Raw genomic sequence first — 17,785 nt, forward strand, 5'->3', positions numbered from 1 at the left:
CTGTCTTCCGGAGGTATTGCCGCATGGAAGACACCATTCGTTTCGATGGCCGCGTGCTGTTTCTGTCCGACGACCCGGCCATCGTGCGCCGTCAGTTGTCGGGCGAGTCCCTCACGCGTGCGCAGGCCGGTGCGCTGCGCGATAACGTTTCGACGGACGAAATTACCCCCGTGACCGTCATGCTCACGTACGACGAGCGGCTCGGACGCTATCCCTACGTCGGTTTCAAAGCGGGAAACGACATGCCGATCGGCGAGCACGACGTGCGTCGCGGTGGCTTTCAGGTGAGCGTGGCGGGCAAGCGTTACGGTAAGGGGTCGTCGCGTGAATCGAGCCCACTCGCGGAATTGTCGGCCGGTATCCGTTTGATCGTCGCCGAGAGCTTCGAGCGTATCTATCAGCAGAACTGCGACAACATCGGCATTCTCACGACGACCGACTTCGGCGTACTCGATCGCATTCTCGCCGGCGAAGCCATTCCGATCACCGAGTTCCTCAAGGGGCGTGACGCCCTCACGCAGCAAATCATCCGCAGCGGCGGCCTGCTGGCGTACAGCAAGTTCGCCGAATGGCCTGCGCCTGAGGTCTCGACCGAATCCCCCGACGCGCCGCCGCGCACGCTCGTCGAGAAGATCATGGCGCGACGTCTGCACCCGGCCACGCCCGGGACGGCGCACGGCGACGGCGTGTTCGTGCGCGTCGACTGGCGCTTTTCGCACGATTACTTCACGGGCATGTGCGCGCATCTGATGCATCGCGCGTTCGGCGAGCCGGCGGCGTTGCACGATCCCGCCCGCATCATCGCGTTTCAGGACCATCTGGTCCTCGCCGCCCAGAGCTTCCCGCACGTCTCGCAGGGCTTGCTGCCGGGCGTTGCGAATCTGACGAGCGGCCACCGCGAATTCGTCGCTCGCTATCCGGTATTGGCGCACGGACAGCGGGCGCAAGACGGCGAGTCGGGCACGGACGGCACCGACGGCGCTGGCGGCGCTGGCGGCGCTGACGACGCCGACGGCATCTGCCACGCCCTGATGGCCGAGCGCTACGCGTTGCCGGGCCAGATCGTGATCGGCACCGACTCGCATACGCCGCATGCGGGCGCACTGGGCTGTCTCGCGTTCGGCGCGGGCGCCACCGACATTGCGAATAGCTGGGTGACGGGCTACGTGCGCTGCAAGGTGCCGCAGACCCTGCGCATCGAAATCGACGGCGAACTCGCGCCCGGCGTGACCGCCAAGGATGTCGTGCTCCACCTGTTGCGACTCGACGCGATTCGTAGCGGCGACGCCATCGGTCTCGTCTTCGAATACGCGGGCAGCGCGGTGCGGGCCATGTCGGTCGACGAGCGCGCCACGCTCACCAACATGGTGGCGGAGCTCGGCGGCTTTACCGGCATTGTCGCGCCCGACGAGAAGACCGTGGCGTTCCTCAAGGCGCGGCGCGGCATCGACTTCACGCTCGAACCATGGATGACGAGCGACGCCGATGCCGACTACCGCGATGTGATCCGCCTCGATGCCGCCTCGCTCACGCCGATGCTGGCGCGTCCCGGCGACCCCGGCAATGGCGTTGCGCTCGCGGAGCTCGAGGCGCCGATGGCCATCGATATCGCTTACGGCGGATCCTGCACCGCAGGCAAGCGCGACGACTTCGACGCGTATCACGACGTGCTCGCGTGGGGCGTTGCGAACGGCCTTCGCGTGGCGCAGGGGCGTTCGCTGTTCCTGCAATTCGGCACGATGGATGTGCGCGCGTATTGCGAGGCGCGCGGTTATCTGAAGACGTTCGAAGCCGTGGGCGCCACGCTGGTTTCGCCGGGCTGCGGCGCGTGTGCGAACTGTGGCCCGGGGCAATCAACGTGCGCCGAACAGGTCACGATCAGCGCCATCAATCGCAATTTCCCCGGGCGCTCGGGGCCGGGCAGCGTGTGGCTCGCGAGTCCGTACACGGTCGCGGCAAGCGCGCTTGCCGGGCGCATCGTCGGCTTCGACGAATTGAAGGCGACCGCATTGGCTTCACAGTGGTGACGTGCGCGGTGTCATTCATGGCACAATTTCGGCCTCGCGCCTGTCGATTCATGAGATTTCCGACGTCCATGCAGATGTCGGGCAGTGATCAGTTCGGCCATGACCGAACGGGCCCGGAGACGATTTTCATGCCATCCCCCGACGTATCAATGCCTTCCATGCCTCGCGCCGCTCAAGCAACGACAGCGGCAACCCGCCTTACCGCAGGCGATATTTCCGCCCGACTCGACCGTCTGCCGCCCACTCGCACCGTCTGGAAGCTGGTCGTGCTGCTCAGTCTCGGTTTTTTCTTCGAACTCTACGATCTGCTCTACACCGGCTATATCGCGCCGGGCCTCGTCAAGAGCGGCATTCTCACGCCCACGACCCCGGGCCTGTTCGGCACCACCGGTGTGGCGAGTTTCATCGCCGCACTGTTCGCGGGCCTGTTCCTCGGCACCATCGCGTGCGGCTTTCTCGCCGATCGATTCGGGCGTCGCGCAGTCTTCACCGGCTCGCTGCTCTGGTACACGGTCGCCAACGTCGTCATGGCGTTTCAGGAGACGGCCATGGGCGTGAACTTCTGGCGCTTCGTCGTGGGCCTGGGCATCGGTGTCGAACTCGTGACGATCGGCACCTACATCGCCGAACTCGTGCCCAAGCAGATTCGCGGCCGGGCGTTCGCCTGCGAGCAGGCCGTCGGCTTCACGGCGGTGCCGGTCGTCGCGCTGCTCTCGTACTGGCTCGTGCCGCGCGAGTGGCTCGGTCTGGAAGGCTGGCGCTGGGTCGTGCTCATCGGCGCGCATGGCGCGGTGTTCGTCTGGTGGATTCGCCGCGCGTTGCCGGAAAGCCCGCGCTGGCTCGCACAGAAAGGGCGTCTCGATGAAGCGGAGCAGGTGCTCTCGGCACTCGAAGCCCGTGTCGAACGCGAGTACGGCAAGCCGCTGCCGCCGCCGGGTGCACCGGCGCCGGTCGTGCCCAGGAGCGCGTTTCGCGACATGTGGGTGCCGCCGTATCGCAAGCGCGCGATCATGATGATTCTGTTCAACATCTTCCAGACGGTCGGTTTCTACGGCTTCGCCAACTGGGTGCCGACGTTGCTCATCAAACAAGGCATCACGGTGACGACGAGTCTCGCCTATTCGAGTGTGATCGCCCTGGCCGCGCCCGTCGGGCCGCTGATCGGACTGTGGATGGCCGACAAGGTCGAGCGTAAGCACGCCATCGTGTGGACGGCCGGCATCGGCATCGTGTGCGGGATCGTGTTCTCGCAAGTCACCTCGTCGTTCCTGCTGATCGCGATGGGCATCGGACTCACGCTCGCGAACAACATCATGTCGTACAGCTACCACGCCTATCAGACCGAGTTGTTCCCCACCGGTATTCGCGCGCGTGCGGTCGGCTTCGTCTATTCGTGGAGCCGTTTCTCGGCGATTTTCACGGCGTTCCTGATCGCGTCGGTGCTGCGCAACTTCGGGGTGACGGGGGTATTCGCGTTCATCTCCTGCGCGATGCTGATCGTGATGCTCTCCATCGGGTTGATGGGGCCGCGCACGCGCGACATCGCGCTGGAGAAGATTTCGCAATAAATCGTTGGGTAAGCTCACCCTTGCTGCGCGCTACGGCGCCTTTCCGGAGATTCCTATCATGGCGGACTTGCAAACCGAAGCGGCCTACGAGGCCCATGCCAGACGTTACAACGAGGAGTGGCGCAACCAGCCGCCGCCCGACGACATGTACGCGCTGCTGGTGCGTCATTTCGTGGCGGGCGGGCGCACCATCGACGTGGGGTGCGGCAACGGCCGCGACGCCGCATGGCTTGCGCAGCAAGGCTTCGATGTGACCGGTTACGACGCGTCGCCCGCGCTCGTGGCGCTCGCACGCGAGTCGTTTCCCTGGGTCACGTTCCACGTCGACCGCCTGCCGAAGCTCGAGAGCGTGATCGCACAGTTCGACAACGTGCTGTGCGAGACGGTCCTGATGCATCTGCCCGCGCACGAAGCGGCGCAGGCCGCCGACCGGTTGTGGACGCTGGTGCGCCCGGGCGGGGTGCTGTACGTGTCGTGGCGCGTGACCGTGGGCGCCGATCAGCGGCACGAAGACGGCCGGCTGTACAGCGCTTTCGATCCCGGCGTCGTGCGCGCCGCGCTGCATGACGGCATCGTGCTGCACGAGGAGGACGTGACGAGCGCCAGCTCGGGCAAGCGGGTGTGCCGGCTCATTGTCCGGCGGCCCGCCTGAGTGCGGCTCTGATGCAACCCAGGGTGACCCGACGGTGATTTGCCCGTCACTGGAAAGGTCGCCTTCGCGCTGTCCTCAAAGCAATTCGATTTCCGGCAGGGTCAGCAGGCTCGTCTCGCGCATGATCGAGACGAATTCCCCGATGTAGGGGCGCGCCGTAATCGCCGGCAGCGTGGCCGCCCATAGCTCGGCCGTCAGCCCCTTGGGCGTGATCGGGCGGGCGCTTACGTACTTTCGCTCCAGATATCCCGTGACGGCCCACAACGGCAGCGCAGCCAGTCCGCGACGGCTCGCGACCAGTTGCAGGATTGCGACCGTCAGTTCGGTCGTGCGGCGCGTCGGTTCGATGCCCGCCGGGCGCAGCACCTGACGCACGATGTCCAGCATGTCGTCCGGCACGGGGTAGGTGATGAGTGTCTCGTCGCGGAAATCCTCGGCGTCGAGGTGCGGTCTGGCGGCCAGCGGATGATCGTTCGCCATGAGCGCCATCATCTGGAAGCGGAACAGCGGATGGAAGTCCACCGCTTCGCCCGCCTCATGCTCCGAAATGATCGCGAGATCCGCGCGATCCTGATGCAGCAGCCCGATCGGATCGGCGTGAAAGCCGGACACGATATCCAGTTCCACCTCCGGCCAGCGTTGACGGAACGCGTCCATTGCGGGCATCAGCCAATCGAAGCACGTATGGCATTCCACCGCGATGCGCAGCGTGCCCTGCGTGCCCTGAGCGAGCCGCGTGAGATCGCGCCCGGCCTCGTCGACCGCCGGCACCACTTCCTCCGCGAGCGCAAGCAGGCGCTTGCCCGCCGGCGTGAACACCAGCGGCGCCGACTTGCGCACGAACAGCGGCAAGCCATAGAAATCTTCCAGTGCTTTGATCTGATGCGAGAGCGCAGATTGCGTCAGATGCAGCCACAGCGCGGCGCGCGACACGCTGCCGGTATCGCGCAACGCCAGTAGCGTCTGCAAATGACGCAGTTCGATGGGGGTTCGTTGCATGAATGAAATTAATGATGATCGGCAAAAACTTTCGTTTGAATAATACACTTGCGCCCGGGATACTGCCAGCCTGGGCGGAGATGACTCTGCCGACACTCATTTGCAACATCGTCAGTACCCGGAAGGACAACGCTCATGGCTCAGGCCCACGTACTCGGATTACCGCGCATCGGCGCGCAGCGTGAACTCAAATTCGCCGTCGAGGCGTTCTGGCATGGCGGCATGCGCGCGTGCGACGAGCCGGCGTTGCAGGACACGGGGCGCAGCATCCGCGCAGCGAACCGCCGCGCCCAGCGCGATGCGGGGCTCGACTGGATTACCGTCGGCGACTTCCATTGGTACGACCACGTGCTCTCGACGCTGGCGCTCGTGGGCGGGTTGCCGGCGCGCTTCGGCTTCGCGGCCGCCACGCGCTCGCTGGCCGATTACTTCGTCGCCGCGCGCGGGCATGCGGGCAACGGCACCGATCAGCGTGCCGATCAAAGCGGCAATCAAAGCGCCAATCAAAGCGCGATGGAAATGACGAAGTGGTTCGATACGAACTATCACTACCTCGTGCCGGAGTATTCGCCGCAGACGCGCTTTGGCGAAGGCACCGACTGGCTGTTCGAAGAAGTTGCCGAAGCGCTGGCCGAGGGGCCGAACGTCAAGCCTGTGCTGCTCGGGCCGCTCTCCCTGTTGTATCTCGGCAAGGAGAAGGGCGGACTGACGGATCGTCTGACGTTGTTGCCCGAATTGCTTGTGCAATACACGCGCGTGCTCGGCCGCCTGAAGGCGCAGGGCGTGACGTGGGTGCAAATCGACGAACCGATCCTCGCGCTCGACTTGCCCGCGCCGTGGCGTGAAGCCTTTGCGCCGGCATACGCGCGTCTGTCGCCCGTGGCCCCGTCGCTGCTGCTCGCCACGTACTTCGGCGACGTCAGCGAGCACGCGGACCTGCTGGCGTCGCTGCCGGTGGCCGGCGTGCATCTGGACGCCGTGCGTGCGCCGCAGGCGCTGGAGGCGTTCGCATCGCGATGGTCGTCGCACCACGACAAGGTCCTGTCCGTCGGTGTGGTCGACGGCCGTAACGTCTGGCGTACCGATCTGGCCCGCGCGCGTGCGCAACTTGCCCCGTTGGCGCAAGCGCTCGGAAATCGTCTGTGGGTGGCCTCCAGTTGCTCGCTGATGCACTGCCCGGTCGATCTGGCGAACGAAGGGCAACTCGATAAGGAGGTGCGCACCTGGCTCGCGTTCGCCGTGCAGAAACTCGGGGAAGTGGCGCTGTTGCGTTGCTCGCTCGACGCCGCCGAATTCCTCCGCGCGGACGTGCAAGAGGCGTTCGTGGCCGATGCGGCGGCGCAGGCTGCGCGCCGCACCTCGCCGCGTATCCACAACACCGTGGTGCAGAAGCGTCTGGCGGCGCTGACCGAGGCGGACGCGCGTCGTGCGTCCGCCTACCCGGCGCGCGCCCGGGCACAGCGTGCCTGGCTCAAATTGCCGCCGTTGCCGACCACGACCATCGGCTCATTCCCGCAGACGGCGGCGATCCGTGCCGCGCGCGCCGAGTTCAGGCGTCATGCCATGTCGCATCTGGATTATCTGGAGACGATGCGCGCACAGATCCGTCTGGCCATCGAAAAGCAGGAAGCCTACGGTCTCGACGTGCTCGTGCATGGCGAAGCCGAGCGCAACGACATGGTCGAGTACTTCGGCGAATTGCTGTGGGGCTTCGTCATCACGGCGAACGGCTGGGTGCAGAGCTATGGCTCGCGCTGCGTGAAGCCGCCGGTGATCTATGGCGACGTCTACTTGCCGGAACCGATGACGGTGGCGTGGAGCGCCTACGCGCAGCAACTCACCGACAAGCCCGTCAAGGGCATGCTGACGGGGCCGGTCACGATGCTGCAATGGTCGTTCGTGCGCGACGATCAGCCGCGCGAGCAAACGGCGCTGCAAATCGCATTGGCGCTGCGAGAAGAGGTCGCGGCGCTGGAGAAGGCCGGTGTGCGCGTGATTCAGATCGACGAACCGGCCTTGCGCGAGGGGTTGCCGCTACGCGAGCGCGACTGGCCGTCGTACCTCGAATGGGCCGTGCGGGCGTTTCGCGTGTGCTCGTCGGGAGTGGCCGACGATACACAGATCCACACGCACATGTGCTATTCGGAGTTTCACGACATTCTGCCGTCGATCGCCGCGCTCGATGCCGACGTGATCTCCATCGAAACCACACGCTCCGACATGGAGTTGCTCGACGCCTTCGAGGCGTTCGAGTATCCGAACGACATCGGCCCTGGCGTGTACGACATTCACTCGCCGCGCGTGCCGTCGCAGGCGGAAATGGAGCGTCTGATCGAAGCGGCGCTCGTGAGAATTCCGTCGGAGCGTCTTTGGATCAATCCGGATTGCGGTCTGAAAACGCGCGACTGGACGCAGGTCGACGGTGCGCTGACCCACATGGTGGCCGCGGCGAACGCGGTGCGAGCGCGTCTCGTGCGGCAGCAGGCGCAAGCCGCCTAGGCGCTTGCCGCGGCCTCGGGCGAGGCCGCGTGAGATGCCATGTGAGACCGTGTGGGTGACACCTATCGCGCACGTAAAACGCCGCAGGCGCCATGAGATGCCGGCGGCGTTTTTCATCGTGGCCTCGAAACGAGGAACGACGCACCTGTCAGGGTTGACAGGTGCGCAAATGCGTTTCGTTGACTAGACTCCGCTGCAAATAGCACGCACACGAACTATCACAAGCAAGTGGCGTGCCTTATGCGGGTAGCGACGACACAGAGAAACACGCGCTCGCGGCAACGACTCAGGTTTGCAGCAGAAGTCGGGAGGTAGCGCATGGAAGAGTTCATTCTACTTTCGCGCGGTGATCTCGTGCCGCCAGTTTCCGTCGACACCCGGTACCCACGTGTCATGATCAACGAGCAGGGTACGCCCGAGCGCGGGGCGTTGCACTACGACGGCTGCATGCGGGCATGGTCCTACGATGGCGAGGAGAAAAAGCGGTTTCTGCCCGTCGACGTCAAGCTCGACGCGATAGACGGTTCGCCGTTCTGGTGGAGCGTGCGCGGCGAGGTCCGCTCGCCGGTCGCGTCTCACGCCGCCTTCGATGAAGCGCTGCGGCTGACGTTTCGTGCGAATCTGCTCAATGGCACCTACGATGTCGAGTGTCCACCGGACGCCAACGTGATGATGATCTATCAGTTGACGTTTCGCGACCCGCCGAACTATCCGGGGCAGGACGTTCATCTGAGCGTCAGTGCGATGAGCGGGAAGGTCACGCTGTGCAACGATCCCGTCAATTACCTGATGGCGGGAGCGTTCGACGACGTGGTCATTCCGGTGCCGGCACTGCGGCCACTGATCGGCGTGGGGCCGCGATGGCCCTACAGGCTCTGTATCCGCTGCGGGTATTTCGAAGTCATGCGACCGTGACGACGGATGCCGGCACGATCGCATGACCCGCGATCGTTCGCCGCGATCAGGCGAGCGCCTTTTCCACGATTTCACGCACGTCCTTGGACAAGGCCTTGTGCTGCGCGACCTGCGTTAGCGCCTCGCGCATGCGCTCGCGCAGGGCCGGCGTGTATTTGCGCCAGCGGTCGAGCACACGTGCCAGACGCGCGGCGACCTGCGGATTGAGGGCGTCGAGCGCGAGCACCTGCTCCGCCCAGAACCGATAACCCGAGCCGTCGGCGGCGTGGAACTGAGCCGGATTGCCGCTGCAGAAGCTGAAAATCAGCGAGCGGGCGCGGTTCGGATTCTTCAGCGTGAATGCCGGGTGACGCATGAGGGCGCGCACGGCATCGATCACGCAATGGCTGCCGTCACCGCGTTGCATCGCTTGCAGCGCGAACCATTTGTCGATGGCGAGCGGCTCGTTTTCGAAACGCTGATAGAAGTCGACCAACGCTTCGGCCGCGTGGTTCTGACCGTGCGCGGCGTCGCTTTCGCGCGCCGCACCGCCGCGTTGCACGAGCGCGGTGAGCGCTGCGAAACGATCGGTCATGTTGTCCGCCGAATCGTATTGCGTGCGCGCGGTTTGCGCCACACCGGCGTCCGACAGTTCCATCAGGTACGACAGCGCGAGATTCTTCAGGGCGCGTTCGCCGCTCGATGCGGCGTCCGGCTGGTACGGGCCCGGCACGCGATGGTTGTGATACGCCGCGAGCCACTCGGTGTGGAGCGACGCCGCCAGACGCTGACGCAGGTACTGCCGTGCCGCGTGGATCGCGGCCGGATCGATCTCCGTCATCTGCTCGCCGAGATACGACTCGGCGGGCAGCGTGAGCGCCTGCGCACGGAACGCCGGATCGAGCGTCTCGTCGCGCAGCACCTGCCGGAAGGCTTCGAGCACATAGCTGTCCACGCTTGGCAACTGGCCCATCTGGATCGATTCGACGAGGGCGAGCAACTGACGCGTCGCCAGTCGCTGACCCGCTTCCCAGCGGTTGAACGGATCGCTGTCGTGCGCCATCAGGAACGCGAGTTCGTCGATGGTGTATTCGTGTTCGACGATGACCGGCGCGGAGAAACCGCGCAGCAGCGACGGCATCGGCGAGTGTGGCACATCGACGAACGTGAAGGACTGACGCTCCTGCGTGAAGTCGAGTACGCGCGTGGTCGGCGCGCAGGCATCGGCCGCTTCGCCTTGCAGACGCAGCCCCATGTCGCGGCCATCGCGATCGAGCAGGCCCACGGCGAACGGAATGTGGAACGGTTGCTTGACGAGCGTGTCGTCCTGCAATTCGACACCGACCTTCGGGCAGCGCTGCGTGAGCGTGAGCGTGTAGGTGCGTGCGGCTTCGTCGTAGACGGCATCGACCGTCACGCGCGGCGTGCCGGCCTGGCTGTACCAGCGGCCGAACTGCGTGAGGTCGCGCTGGTTGGCGTCCGCCATGGCGGCGCGGAAGTCGTCGCAGGTCACGGCCTGACCGTCATGACGCTCGAAGTACAGATCCATGCCACGACGGAAGCCGTCCCGGCCGAGCAGCGTCTGATACATGCGCACGACTTCTGCGCCCTTCTCATAAACGGTGACGGTATAGAAGTTGTTGATCTCGACGTAGCTCTCGGGGCGCACCGGATGCGCCATCGGGCCGGCGTCTTCGGGGAACTGCGCCTGGCGCAGCACGCGCACGTCGTCGATGCGCTTGACGGCGCGGCCCGACTCGGAGCCCATCATGTCGGCGGAGAATTCCTGATCGCGGAACACCGTCAGGCCTTCCTTCAGGCTCAACTGGAACCAGTCGCGGCAGGTCACGCGGTTGCCGGTCCAATTGTGGAAATACTCGTGACCCACGACCGCTTCGATATTGCCGAAGTCGTCGTCGGTGGCCGTGGCGGCATCGGCCAGCACGTACTTCGTGTTGAAGATGTTCAGGCCCTTGTTCTCCATCGCCCCCATGTTGAAGTCGCTCACGGCGACGATCATGAAGCGATCGAGATCGAGCACGCGGCCGAAGCGCGCTTCGTCCCAGCGGATCGAGTTGATGAGCGAGTGCATGGCGTGCTCGGTCTTCTCCAGATCCTGCGGCTGTACCCAGACCTGTAGCAGCTTCTCGCGGCCGTCGCCGGCGACGATGCGTTCCTCACGGCAAACCAGACGCCCCGCGACGAGCGCGAACAGATAGCTGGGTTTCTTGAACGGATCGTCCCACACGGCGAAATGACGGCCGTCGGGCAGATCGCCCTTGTCGATCAGATTGCCGTTGGCGAGCAGCACCGGATACGCCTCGCGTTCGGCGCGCAGCGTGACGGTGTACGTCGCCATCACATCGGGACGATCGAGAAAGTACGTGATCTTGCGGAAGCCCTCGGCTTCGCATTGCGTGAAGAAGTTGCCGCCGGAGACGTACAGCCCCATGAGCGACGTGTTCTCCTGCGGACGGCAGCGCGTGACGAGCGTGAGTTCGAACGCTTGCGGCGGCGCTTCGACGGTGAGCGTCTCGTCGCCGGTTCGGTAGCCGGACCAGGGCTTGCCGTCGACTTCGAGGCTGACCAGTTGCAGCCCCTGTCCCACAAGTTCGAGATTGCCGCCCGCGCCGGCCGGGTTGCGGTGCACCCGCAAACGGCTGGTGACCGTGGTGACATCGGGGGCGAGATCGAAGTCGAGTTGAACGGTGTCGATCAAATACGCTGGCGGCGTATAGTCGGAACGTTGGATGACACCTGCGAGGTCAGTTCTGAGCATGGACGGTAATGTGCGGACGGCCAAGGATTCACAAATTGTAACGGAGTGGCGCGCCCTTGGCGTCCAGGCCGCAAATTTGCTGAATTTTCGTTCAACGCATCCGTCAAATGACTCGGATGTGCGCGAGGCGCCGTCCTATGCTTAAATCGTCGCAGTTGTCGGCCCTCGGGGGCGCATCCCCCGCGCGTGCTGCCGGTCGTGGAGTCTCTCGGGAGTTGTGAATCATGTGGAAACGATGGGGAATGGCGACGTTGGCCGTTGCCAGCGTCTTGCTGGCGGGATGCGCCAGCACGGTCACCAGTCAGGTCACCGCGTTCGGCAATTCGCCGGGTTTCGAAGGTCCGCGGACCTATGCGCTCACGCGCACGCCCGAGCAGCAGAACAATCAGGAGCACGCGACATACGAGCAGTGGCTGCGTACCCGACTGGCCGGTGACGGCTTCAGTGAACAAAGTGCGTCCAGCGCGCACTATCTGGTCGGCATGACCTACGGCATTCAGCAACAAGTGATGCGCGTGACGGAACCGGCTTACGATCCGATGTTCGCCCCCGGCCCGTGGGGGCCGTGGGGACGTCCGTGGGGCTGGTACGGTTATCCGTACGGCGCGCCGCCCGCATACGTCCAGCGCGATTATCCTTACGCACTCGCCGGCTTGCAGTTGCGCTTCACCGACCGGGCGAGCGGCAAGGAGGTGTACCGTGTGCAGGCCGATACGAGCGACGCCGGTACGTCGCTCGCCTCGGCGATGCCGTACCTGATCGACGCCGCGCTCAAGCAGTTGCCGTTCCCGAGTGGGCGCACGGTCACCGTGCAGCAGCAAGTCGGCAAGTAAGACGCAAACGCGCCGACAGTTGTGTCAGGCGAAACAAAGTGGGTGGGCAGGACGATGGCACAAAACGCCGGTGCGGCGCGTGCGTCAGACGACGCACGGCGCTGCGCCGGCGTTTTGCGTTACTGCATTAACGTGATGAGGCCGAGCACGAGGAAGATCACGGCGGCGACGGCATGCACCGCACGCGTGGGCAACCGTCCCGAGAACTTGTGGCCCACCAGCACGGCGGGCACGTTGGCGAGCATCATGCCGAGCGTCGTACCGGCGACCACACCGAAGAAATCCTGATAGCGGGCCGCGAGCATCACCGTGGCGATCTGCGTCTTGTCGCCCATCTCGGCGATGAAGAACGTGATGACGGTCGACACGAAGACGCCGAACTTGCGACGTGTATTGGTTTCCTCGTCGTCGAGTTTATCGGGCACGAGAATCCAGATCGCCATGCCGATGAACGACGCGACGACGGCCCATTTCATGATGGCGGGACTGACCGCGCTCGACAGCCATTCGCCAACGGCGCCGGCAAAGCCGTGATTGACGAGGGTGGCGACGAAAATGCCGAGAATGATCGGCACGGGCTTCTTGAAGCGCGCCGCGAGCACGAGGGACAGCAATTGGGTTTTATCGCCGATTTCGGCAAGCGCGACCACGCCGGTCGATACGAGGAATGGGGACACCTTATTTTTCTCCACCGGGCCGTGTAATTGCGAGCCAATGACAATGCATCCCGGCCCGGTTGGCGGAAGCATCGTCATCGGTCTCGCCAGGCCCGAGGGCTGCGCACGCCATAGCCGGAACCGGCCAAGTTTGTTGACGTACGCCCCTGTCGAAGACAGTTGTCTATGACAGGGCGGCTACTCCCCAATGAATCGAGGCGGATTATAGCATTCGATCGTTGATGCGCAAGTGACGGCGCGTCGCAGGTGCGATGGGTGCGCGCCCTGCGGGCATCATGCGATGCGTCAAGCGGCGTCAAGCGGATGTCATGCGCAAAGCGCAAAAAAGGGCGGCCGAAGCCGCCCAAGGAGATCCCCGGCCGCATGCCCCTTGCGCGCGGCCGGCGACTGCGCGGGAACGAGCGCCACGCCAAGGCAGTGGTGGGCGTTTCCGCGCAAAAACAGGCGTCGTGCCGTCATCCGTCATTCCGATGCTTCGCACCGGAACGTTGCATCGCGGATCAGTGCGCCGCCCGGCGATGCACCGGCACGCCTGCGGCGTAGGTGGTGGCGATCGCACGGTCGTCGCCGAGCATGGCGAACGCGAACAGCAACTCCTCCAGCGACTCGGCCAGCGCGGTGCGACGCGCGAGCAACGGCGTGGCCTTCGGATCGAGCACCACGAAGTCGGCTTCCGCACCCACGGCCAGCGTGCCGATCGTGCCGTGCAGGTCCAGCGCGTGCGCAGCGCCCTCGGTGGCCAGATAGAACATACGTTCGGCCGAGAGGTGATAGCCCGACAGGCGCGCCACTTTGTGCGCCTCGTTCATCGTCTGCAACATCGAGAACGTGGAGCCGCCGCCCACATCTGTGGCGAGCGTGACCGGCATGCGCGTTGCTTCGGCGGCGGCGAAGTCGAACAGTCCGCTGCCGAGGAACTGGTTCGATGTCGGGCAATGCGCGGCGACGGTGCCCGTCTCGAACATGCGGCGGCGATCGTGCTCGTCGAGCCAGATGCAATGGCCGTACACGGCGCGCTTGCGCAGCAGGCGGTAGTGGTCGTAGACGTCGAGATAGCTGCGATGCCCCGGAAACAGCGAGCGCACCCATTCGACCTCGTCGGTGTTCTCCGCCACGTGGCTCTGGATGAAGACGTCCCGATACTGCTCGGCCAGTTCACCGCACACACCGAGTTGCGCTTCGGTCGAGGTCGGTGCGAAACGCGGCGTGAGCGCGTAGAGCTGACGCCCCTTGTTGTGCCAGCGCTGAATCAGCGTCTCGCTGTCGCGGGCGCCGCTCTCGGCGGTGTCGCGCAGGAATTCGGGGCAATTGCGATCCATCATCACTTTGCCCGCGATCATGCGCAGATTGCGCGAATCGCTTTCCTTGAAAAAGGCGTCGGCCGAGCCCGGGTGCACGGTGCAGTACACCATGGCGCTCGTGGTGCCGCCGCGCAGGAGTTCGTCGAGAAAGAACCGGGCGACGTCTGCCGCGTATTCCGGATTCTCGAAGCGGCGCTCGGTCGGGAACGTGTATGTCTCCAGCCACGGCAGCAGCCCCGGCGCGGGCGACGCGATCATATCCGTTTGCGGATAGTGGATGTGCGTATCGATGAAGCCGGGTGTGATTACCTTGTCGCGCAGGTCTTCGACGGGCGTGCCGGCAGGCAGCGTCCGGGCGAGCGCGGCGTAGTCGCCCACGGCGGTGATGCGGCCGTGGGCGAACGCGACGATACCGTCCGTATGGTGCACGGTGCCCGGGGTGCCGTCGAGATAGGCGCGTGCGGGATCGTGCGTGAAGTAGACCAGTTGTGCACGAACGGCGCGCAGACCGGCGGGGGCAGTCGTAGCTGGGTTTGCGGTGGACATGAGTGGGGTCCTTCAGTCTTTACATTTGCGTGAGCAGCAGTACGGCCAGCGCTGCGACGACCCACATCGCGGGCTTGATCTCCTTGACGCGCCCCGTGAACAACTTGAGGACGACGAAGGCGAGGAAGCTGTAGGCGATGCCGTCGGTGATCGAGTACGAAATCGGAATCATCACGAGCGCGATGAAACTCGGGATGGCTTCGTCCATACGATGCCATTCGATGCGCGCCACCGATTCCATCATAAACACACCGACGAGGATCAGCGCAGGCGCTGTGGCGATGGCCGGCACGAGCGAGAGCATTGGCGAGAGGAACAGGAACGGCAGGAACAGCAGGGCGCATACGACCGCCGTCAGCCCGGTGCGGCCGCCTTGCGCGATACCGGCGGCCGATTCGATATAGGCGTTTGCCGGGCTCGTGCCGAGCGGGCCGGAGATCAGCACCGAGAACGAGTCGACGATCATCGCCTGGCGCATATTGCGCGGGTTGCCGTCGCGATCCTTCATGTTGCCTGCCTCGGCAATGCTCATGAAGGTCGAGAGGGTATCAAAGAACGCCGTGAAGAGCATCACGAAGATGAACGGCAGGTAAGCCACCTTCAGCGCGCCCATCAGGTCCAGCTGGCCGATGCCCGAGAAGTCCGGCGCAGCGAAGAAGCCCTGGAAGTTCACCAGCGTGGCTGTGGCGATTTCCTTCGGGAAGTAGGCGCTGCCGTCGCCCCACAGGCGACCGATGGGCACGGCCATGAGCGTGGTGACGACGATGCCGATCATCAGCGCGCCGTTCACGCGGCGCGCGACGAGCACCGTCGTGAGGGCGAGGCCGATCAGGAACGTGACCGTCGGTGGCGACAGGTGCGCGAGACGCACGACCGTGACCGGATCGCTCACCACGAGCTTGGCGTTGACCAGCCCGATCACGGTGATGAACAGGCCGATGCCGCACGAGATCGCGTAGCGCAGGTTCGCGGGGATCGCCTCGACGACGAAGCGTCGCACGTTCAGCGCGGCGAGCAGCGCGAAGAGAATGCCCGACCAGAACACGCAACCGAGTGCGGTCTGCCACGGCATGCCGACGCCGTGCACCATCGTGAACGCGAACAGCGCGTTCAGCCCCATGCCCGGCGCGACGAGCACGGGATTGCGGGCGTACAACCCCATCGCGCAGCTACCGAAGAAACTGATGAGCACCGTAGCGGTGAGGGCCGCCGGGAAGGCCATGCCCGTCTTCGACAGAATGGCCGGGTTCACGACGATGATGTACATCGCCGCGAGGAAGGTCGTGATACCCGCGATCACTTCGGTGCGGAATGTGGAGCCGAGCGCCGTGATGCCGAAATAACGGTCGAGCGTGGAGGTCGGTTGCGCGCCCGCCACGCGCGAGAGATCGTGCGCCGCTTCCGGCGCCGTGGCTGCATCGAGGGCGGCGTCCAGTGCATTACTCGCCGGGGGGCTGAGCGATGAGTCCATGGGGTGTTGTCTCCGATATGTTCTATGTGGAGTGCGCCTCGCGCCGGCGGTGTGGGGGCACCTTGGGCACGTATCGGGGCACGCTCGAAAAATAGCATCGGGTCCCCGCGAAAATATTCCTCGCGCGGAATGTTCCACATCATCGGGAGGTAATGTGATGCGGCGCGCGGCGCTGGCGGAACCGACGGCGTGGGCATAAAAAACGCCCGAATGATTCGGACGATGATTCGGGCGTTCGATTTGCCGGACGGTCAGGGGCGGTGCGTTGACCGATGGCGGATGCGCGATCTGTGGGGCATCGGTGGCTCATCTGTGGGCCGACGATGCGCCGCTTATGTACTTTATGCGCTGTTTTATGGGCTATTTGTAGGCGCCGGTAGGCGTATGAGGGTTTTCGATGGGCTATCGGTGCCTATATCGCCTGCCGGTTTCGCGGGCCGCTCAAGCCCCCCAAAGCCCGCCCAGGTCCCCCCGGCCTCCCAAGCGTCCGTTGCCGCCTACGCTGCGTGCGCCGCGCGGAACTGCTCCAGTTCACCGACCAGACGGCGCTTCTCGCTATCGTCGATGAACGACGCCTCGAAGCTGTTCCTTGCCATCGTGTAAGCGTCGTCGAGCGTCATATCGAGCGCGTTGAACGTGGCGAGAAAATTGTCGTTCAGATAGCCGCCGAAGTAGGCCGGATCGTCCGAGTTGATAGTGACGGCCAGACCGCGCTTGAGCAGTTGGTGCAGCGTGTGCTGTGTCATGTCGTCGAACACTTTGAGGCGCACGTTCGACAGCGGGCACACCGTCAACGCGATCTTCTCGCGCGCCAGCCGGTCGAGCAGCGCCTCGTCCTCGATGGCGCGCACGCCGTGATCGACGCGCTCCACGCGCAGCATGTCGAGCGCTTCGTGGATATACTCGGGCGGGCCTTCCTCACCGGCGTGCGCCACGATTCGCAGGCCGAGCGCGCGGCAGCGTTCGAACACTCGGGCGAACTTGTTGGGCGGATGCCCCCGCTCCGACGAGTCGAGCCCCACGCCCACGAGACGGTGCCCGTGGCTGTTGAAATAAGGCAGCGCCGTTTCCAGCGTTTGCAGGGCGTCTTCTTCGGGGAGATGGCGCAGGAAGCAGAGGATCAGGCGGCTGGTAATGCCGTGCTGCGCTTCGGCTTCGGCGAGTGCGCGTTCGATGCCGTTGATGACCGTGGCCATCGATACGTTACGCGAGGTGTGCGTCTGCGGATCGAAGAAGATTTCCGTGTGACGGATGTTGTCTGCGACGGCGCGGGCCATGTAGGCGCGCGTCATGTCGTAGAAATCGTCTTCGGCGAGCAGTACGCTGGCGCCCGCGTAATAGATGTCCAGGAACGACTGGAGATCGGTGAAGGCGTACGCTTCGCGCAGGGAGGCTTCGCTCGGGAACGGCAGCGTGATTTGATTTCGCTGCGCGAGCCGGAAGATCAGATCGGGTTCGAGCGTGCCCTCGATATGCAGATGCAGCTCCGCCTTGGGCATGGCGCAAAGGGTCTTGGCGAGTTCGGGCGTGAGTGGCATG

The 17,785-nt window shown here is 64.7% G+C and carries 12 protein-coding genes and 1 riboswitch; of the genes, 6 read left to right on the top strand and 6 right to left on the bottom strand.

Annotated elements, in window-relative coordinates; genetic code table 11:
- Positions 1–23: 23 nt before the first annotated feature.
- The 3 genes from PAN31108_RS06750 (at position 24) to PAN31108_RS06760 (ending at position 4,247) form a co-directional block, all read left to right on the top strand.
- Positions 24–2,027: an aconitase family protein gene (locus PAN31108_RS06750; RefSeq protein WP_150668105.1), complete on the top strand. Its 2,004-nt coding sequence runs from the start codon at positions 24–26 to the stop codon at positions 2,025–2,027.
- A gap of 149 nt (positions 2,028–2,176) precedes the next feature.
- Positions 2,177–3,595, top strand: coding sequence for an MFS transporter (locus PAN31108_RS06755; protein WP_150668106.1), 1,419 nt, complete (start codon positions 2,177–2,179; stop codon positions 3,593–3,595).
- A gap of 58 nt (positions 3,596–3,653) precedes the next feature.
- Complete coding sequence (locus tag PAN31108_RS06760; protein WP_150668107.1) at positions 3,654–4,247, top strand: class I SAM-dependent methyltransferase; 594 nt, start codon at positions 3,654–3,656, stop codon at positions 4,245–4,247.
- Positions 4,248–4,322: 75 nt separating this feature from the next.
- Here the strand turns inward: PAN31108_RS06760 and PAN31108_RS06765 are convergent, their stop codons facing one another.
- Positions 4,323–5,246, bottom strand: a complete 924-nt coding sequence (locus tag PAN31108_RS06765) for a LysR family transcriptional regulator (protein WP_150668108.1) — start codon at positions 5,244–5,246, stop codon at positions 4,323–4,325.
- Positions 5,247–5,381: 135 nt separating this feature from the next.
- Between PAN31108_RS06765 and metE the strand changes: the two genes are divergently transcribed.
- Together metE and PAN31108_RS06775 are read left to right on the top strand one after the other, a co-directional pair.
- Positions 5,382–7,745, top strand: coding sequence for a 5-methyltetrahydropteroyltriglutamate--homocysteine S-methyltransferase (gene metE, locus PAN31108_RS06770; protein ID WP_150668109.1), 2,364 nt, complete (start codon positions 5,382–5,384; stop codon positions 7,743–7,745).
- Between the two features lie 318 nt (positions 7,746–8,063).
- Positions 8,064–8,660, top strand: coding sequence for a hypothetical protein (locus PAN31108_RS06775; RefSeq protein ID WP_150668110.1), 597 nt, complete (start codon positions 8,064–8,066; stop codon positions 8,658–8,660).
- Between the two features lie 46 nt (positions 8,661–8,706).
- Here the strand turns inward: PAN31108_RS06775 and pepN are convergent, their stop codons facing one another.
- A complete protein-coding gene (pepN, locus tag PAN31108_RS06780) occupies positions 8,707–11,418 on the bottom strand; it encodes an aminopeptidase N (protein WP_150668111.1) in 2,712 nt (903 codons plus the stop codon).
- 224 nt (positions 11,419–11,642) lie between these two features.
- On the opposite strand from pepN, the gene PAN31108_RS06785 reads away from it, so the two are divergent.
- Positions 11,643–12,251 (top strand): DUF4136 domain-containing protein, encoded by a 609-nt coding sequence (locus PAN31108_RS06785; protein ID WP_246183815.1) that lies wholly within the window; start codon positions 11,643–11,645, stop codon positions 12,249–12,251.
- Between the two features lie 119 nt (positions 12,252–12,370).
- Here PAN31108_RS06785 and PAN31108_RS06790 read toward each other — a convergent pair whose 3' ends face one another.
- The 4 genes from PAN31108_RS06790 to PAN31108_RS06805 form a co-directional block, all read right to left on the bottom strand.
- Complete coding sequence (locus PAN31108_RS06790) at positions 12,371–12,928, bottom strand: TMEM165/GDT1 family protein (protein WP_246183816.1); 558 nt, start codon at positions 12,926–12,928, stop codon at positions 12,371–12,373.
- Positions 12,929–12,941: 13 nt separating this feature from the next.
- Positions 12,942–13,126, bottom strand: a riboswitch (yybP-ykoY riboswitch).
- A gap of 302 nt (positions 13,127–13,428) precedes the next feature.
- The gene (gene guaD, locus PAN31108_RS06795; RefSeq protein WP_150668113.1) at positions 13,429–14,775 is read right to left on the bottom strand and encodes a guanine deaminase; all 1,347 of its coding nucleotides are present in this window, start codon (positions 14,773–14,775) and stop codon (positions 13,429–13,431) included.
- Between the two features lie 19 nt (positions 14,776–14,794).
- On the bottom strand, positions 14,795–16,246 hold the full coding sequence (locus PAN31108_RS06800; RefSeq protein ID WP_246183817.1) for an NCS2 family permease: 1,452 nt from the start codon (positions 16,244–16,246) through the stop codon (positions 14,795–14,797).
- Between the two features lie 497 nt (positions 16,247–16,743).
- Entirely contained in the window at positions 16,744–17,784 is a 1,041-nt protein-coding gene (locus PAN31108_RS06805) for an adenosine deaminase (protein ID WP_150668114.1), read from the bottom strand.
- Position 17,785 lies beyond the last annotated feature (1 nt).

The sequence above is a fragment of the Pandoraea anhela genome, assembly GCF_902459655.1.
GTDB classification, from domain to species: domain Bacteria; phylum Pseudomonadota; class Gammaproteobacteria; order Burkholderiales; family Burkholderiaceae; genus Pandoraea; species Pandoraea anhela.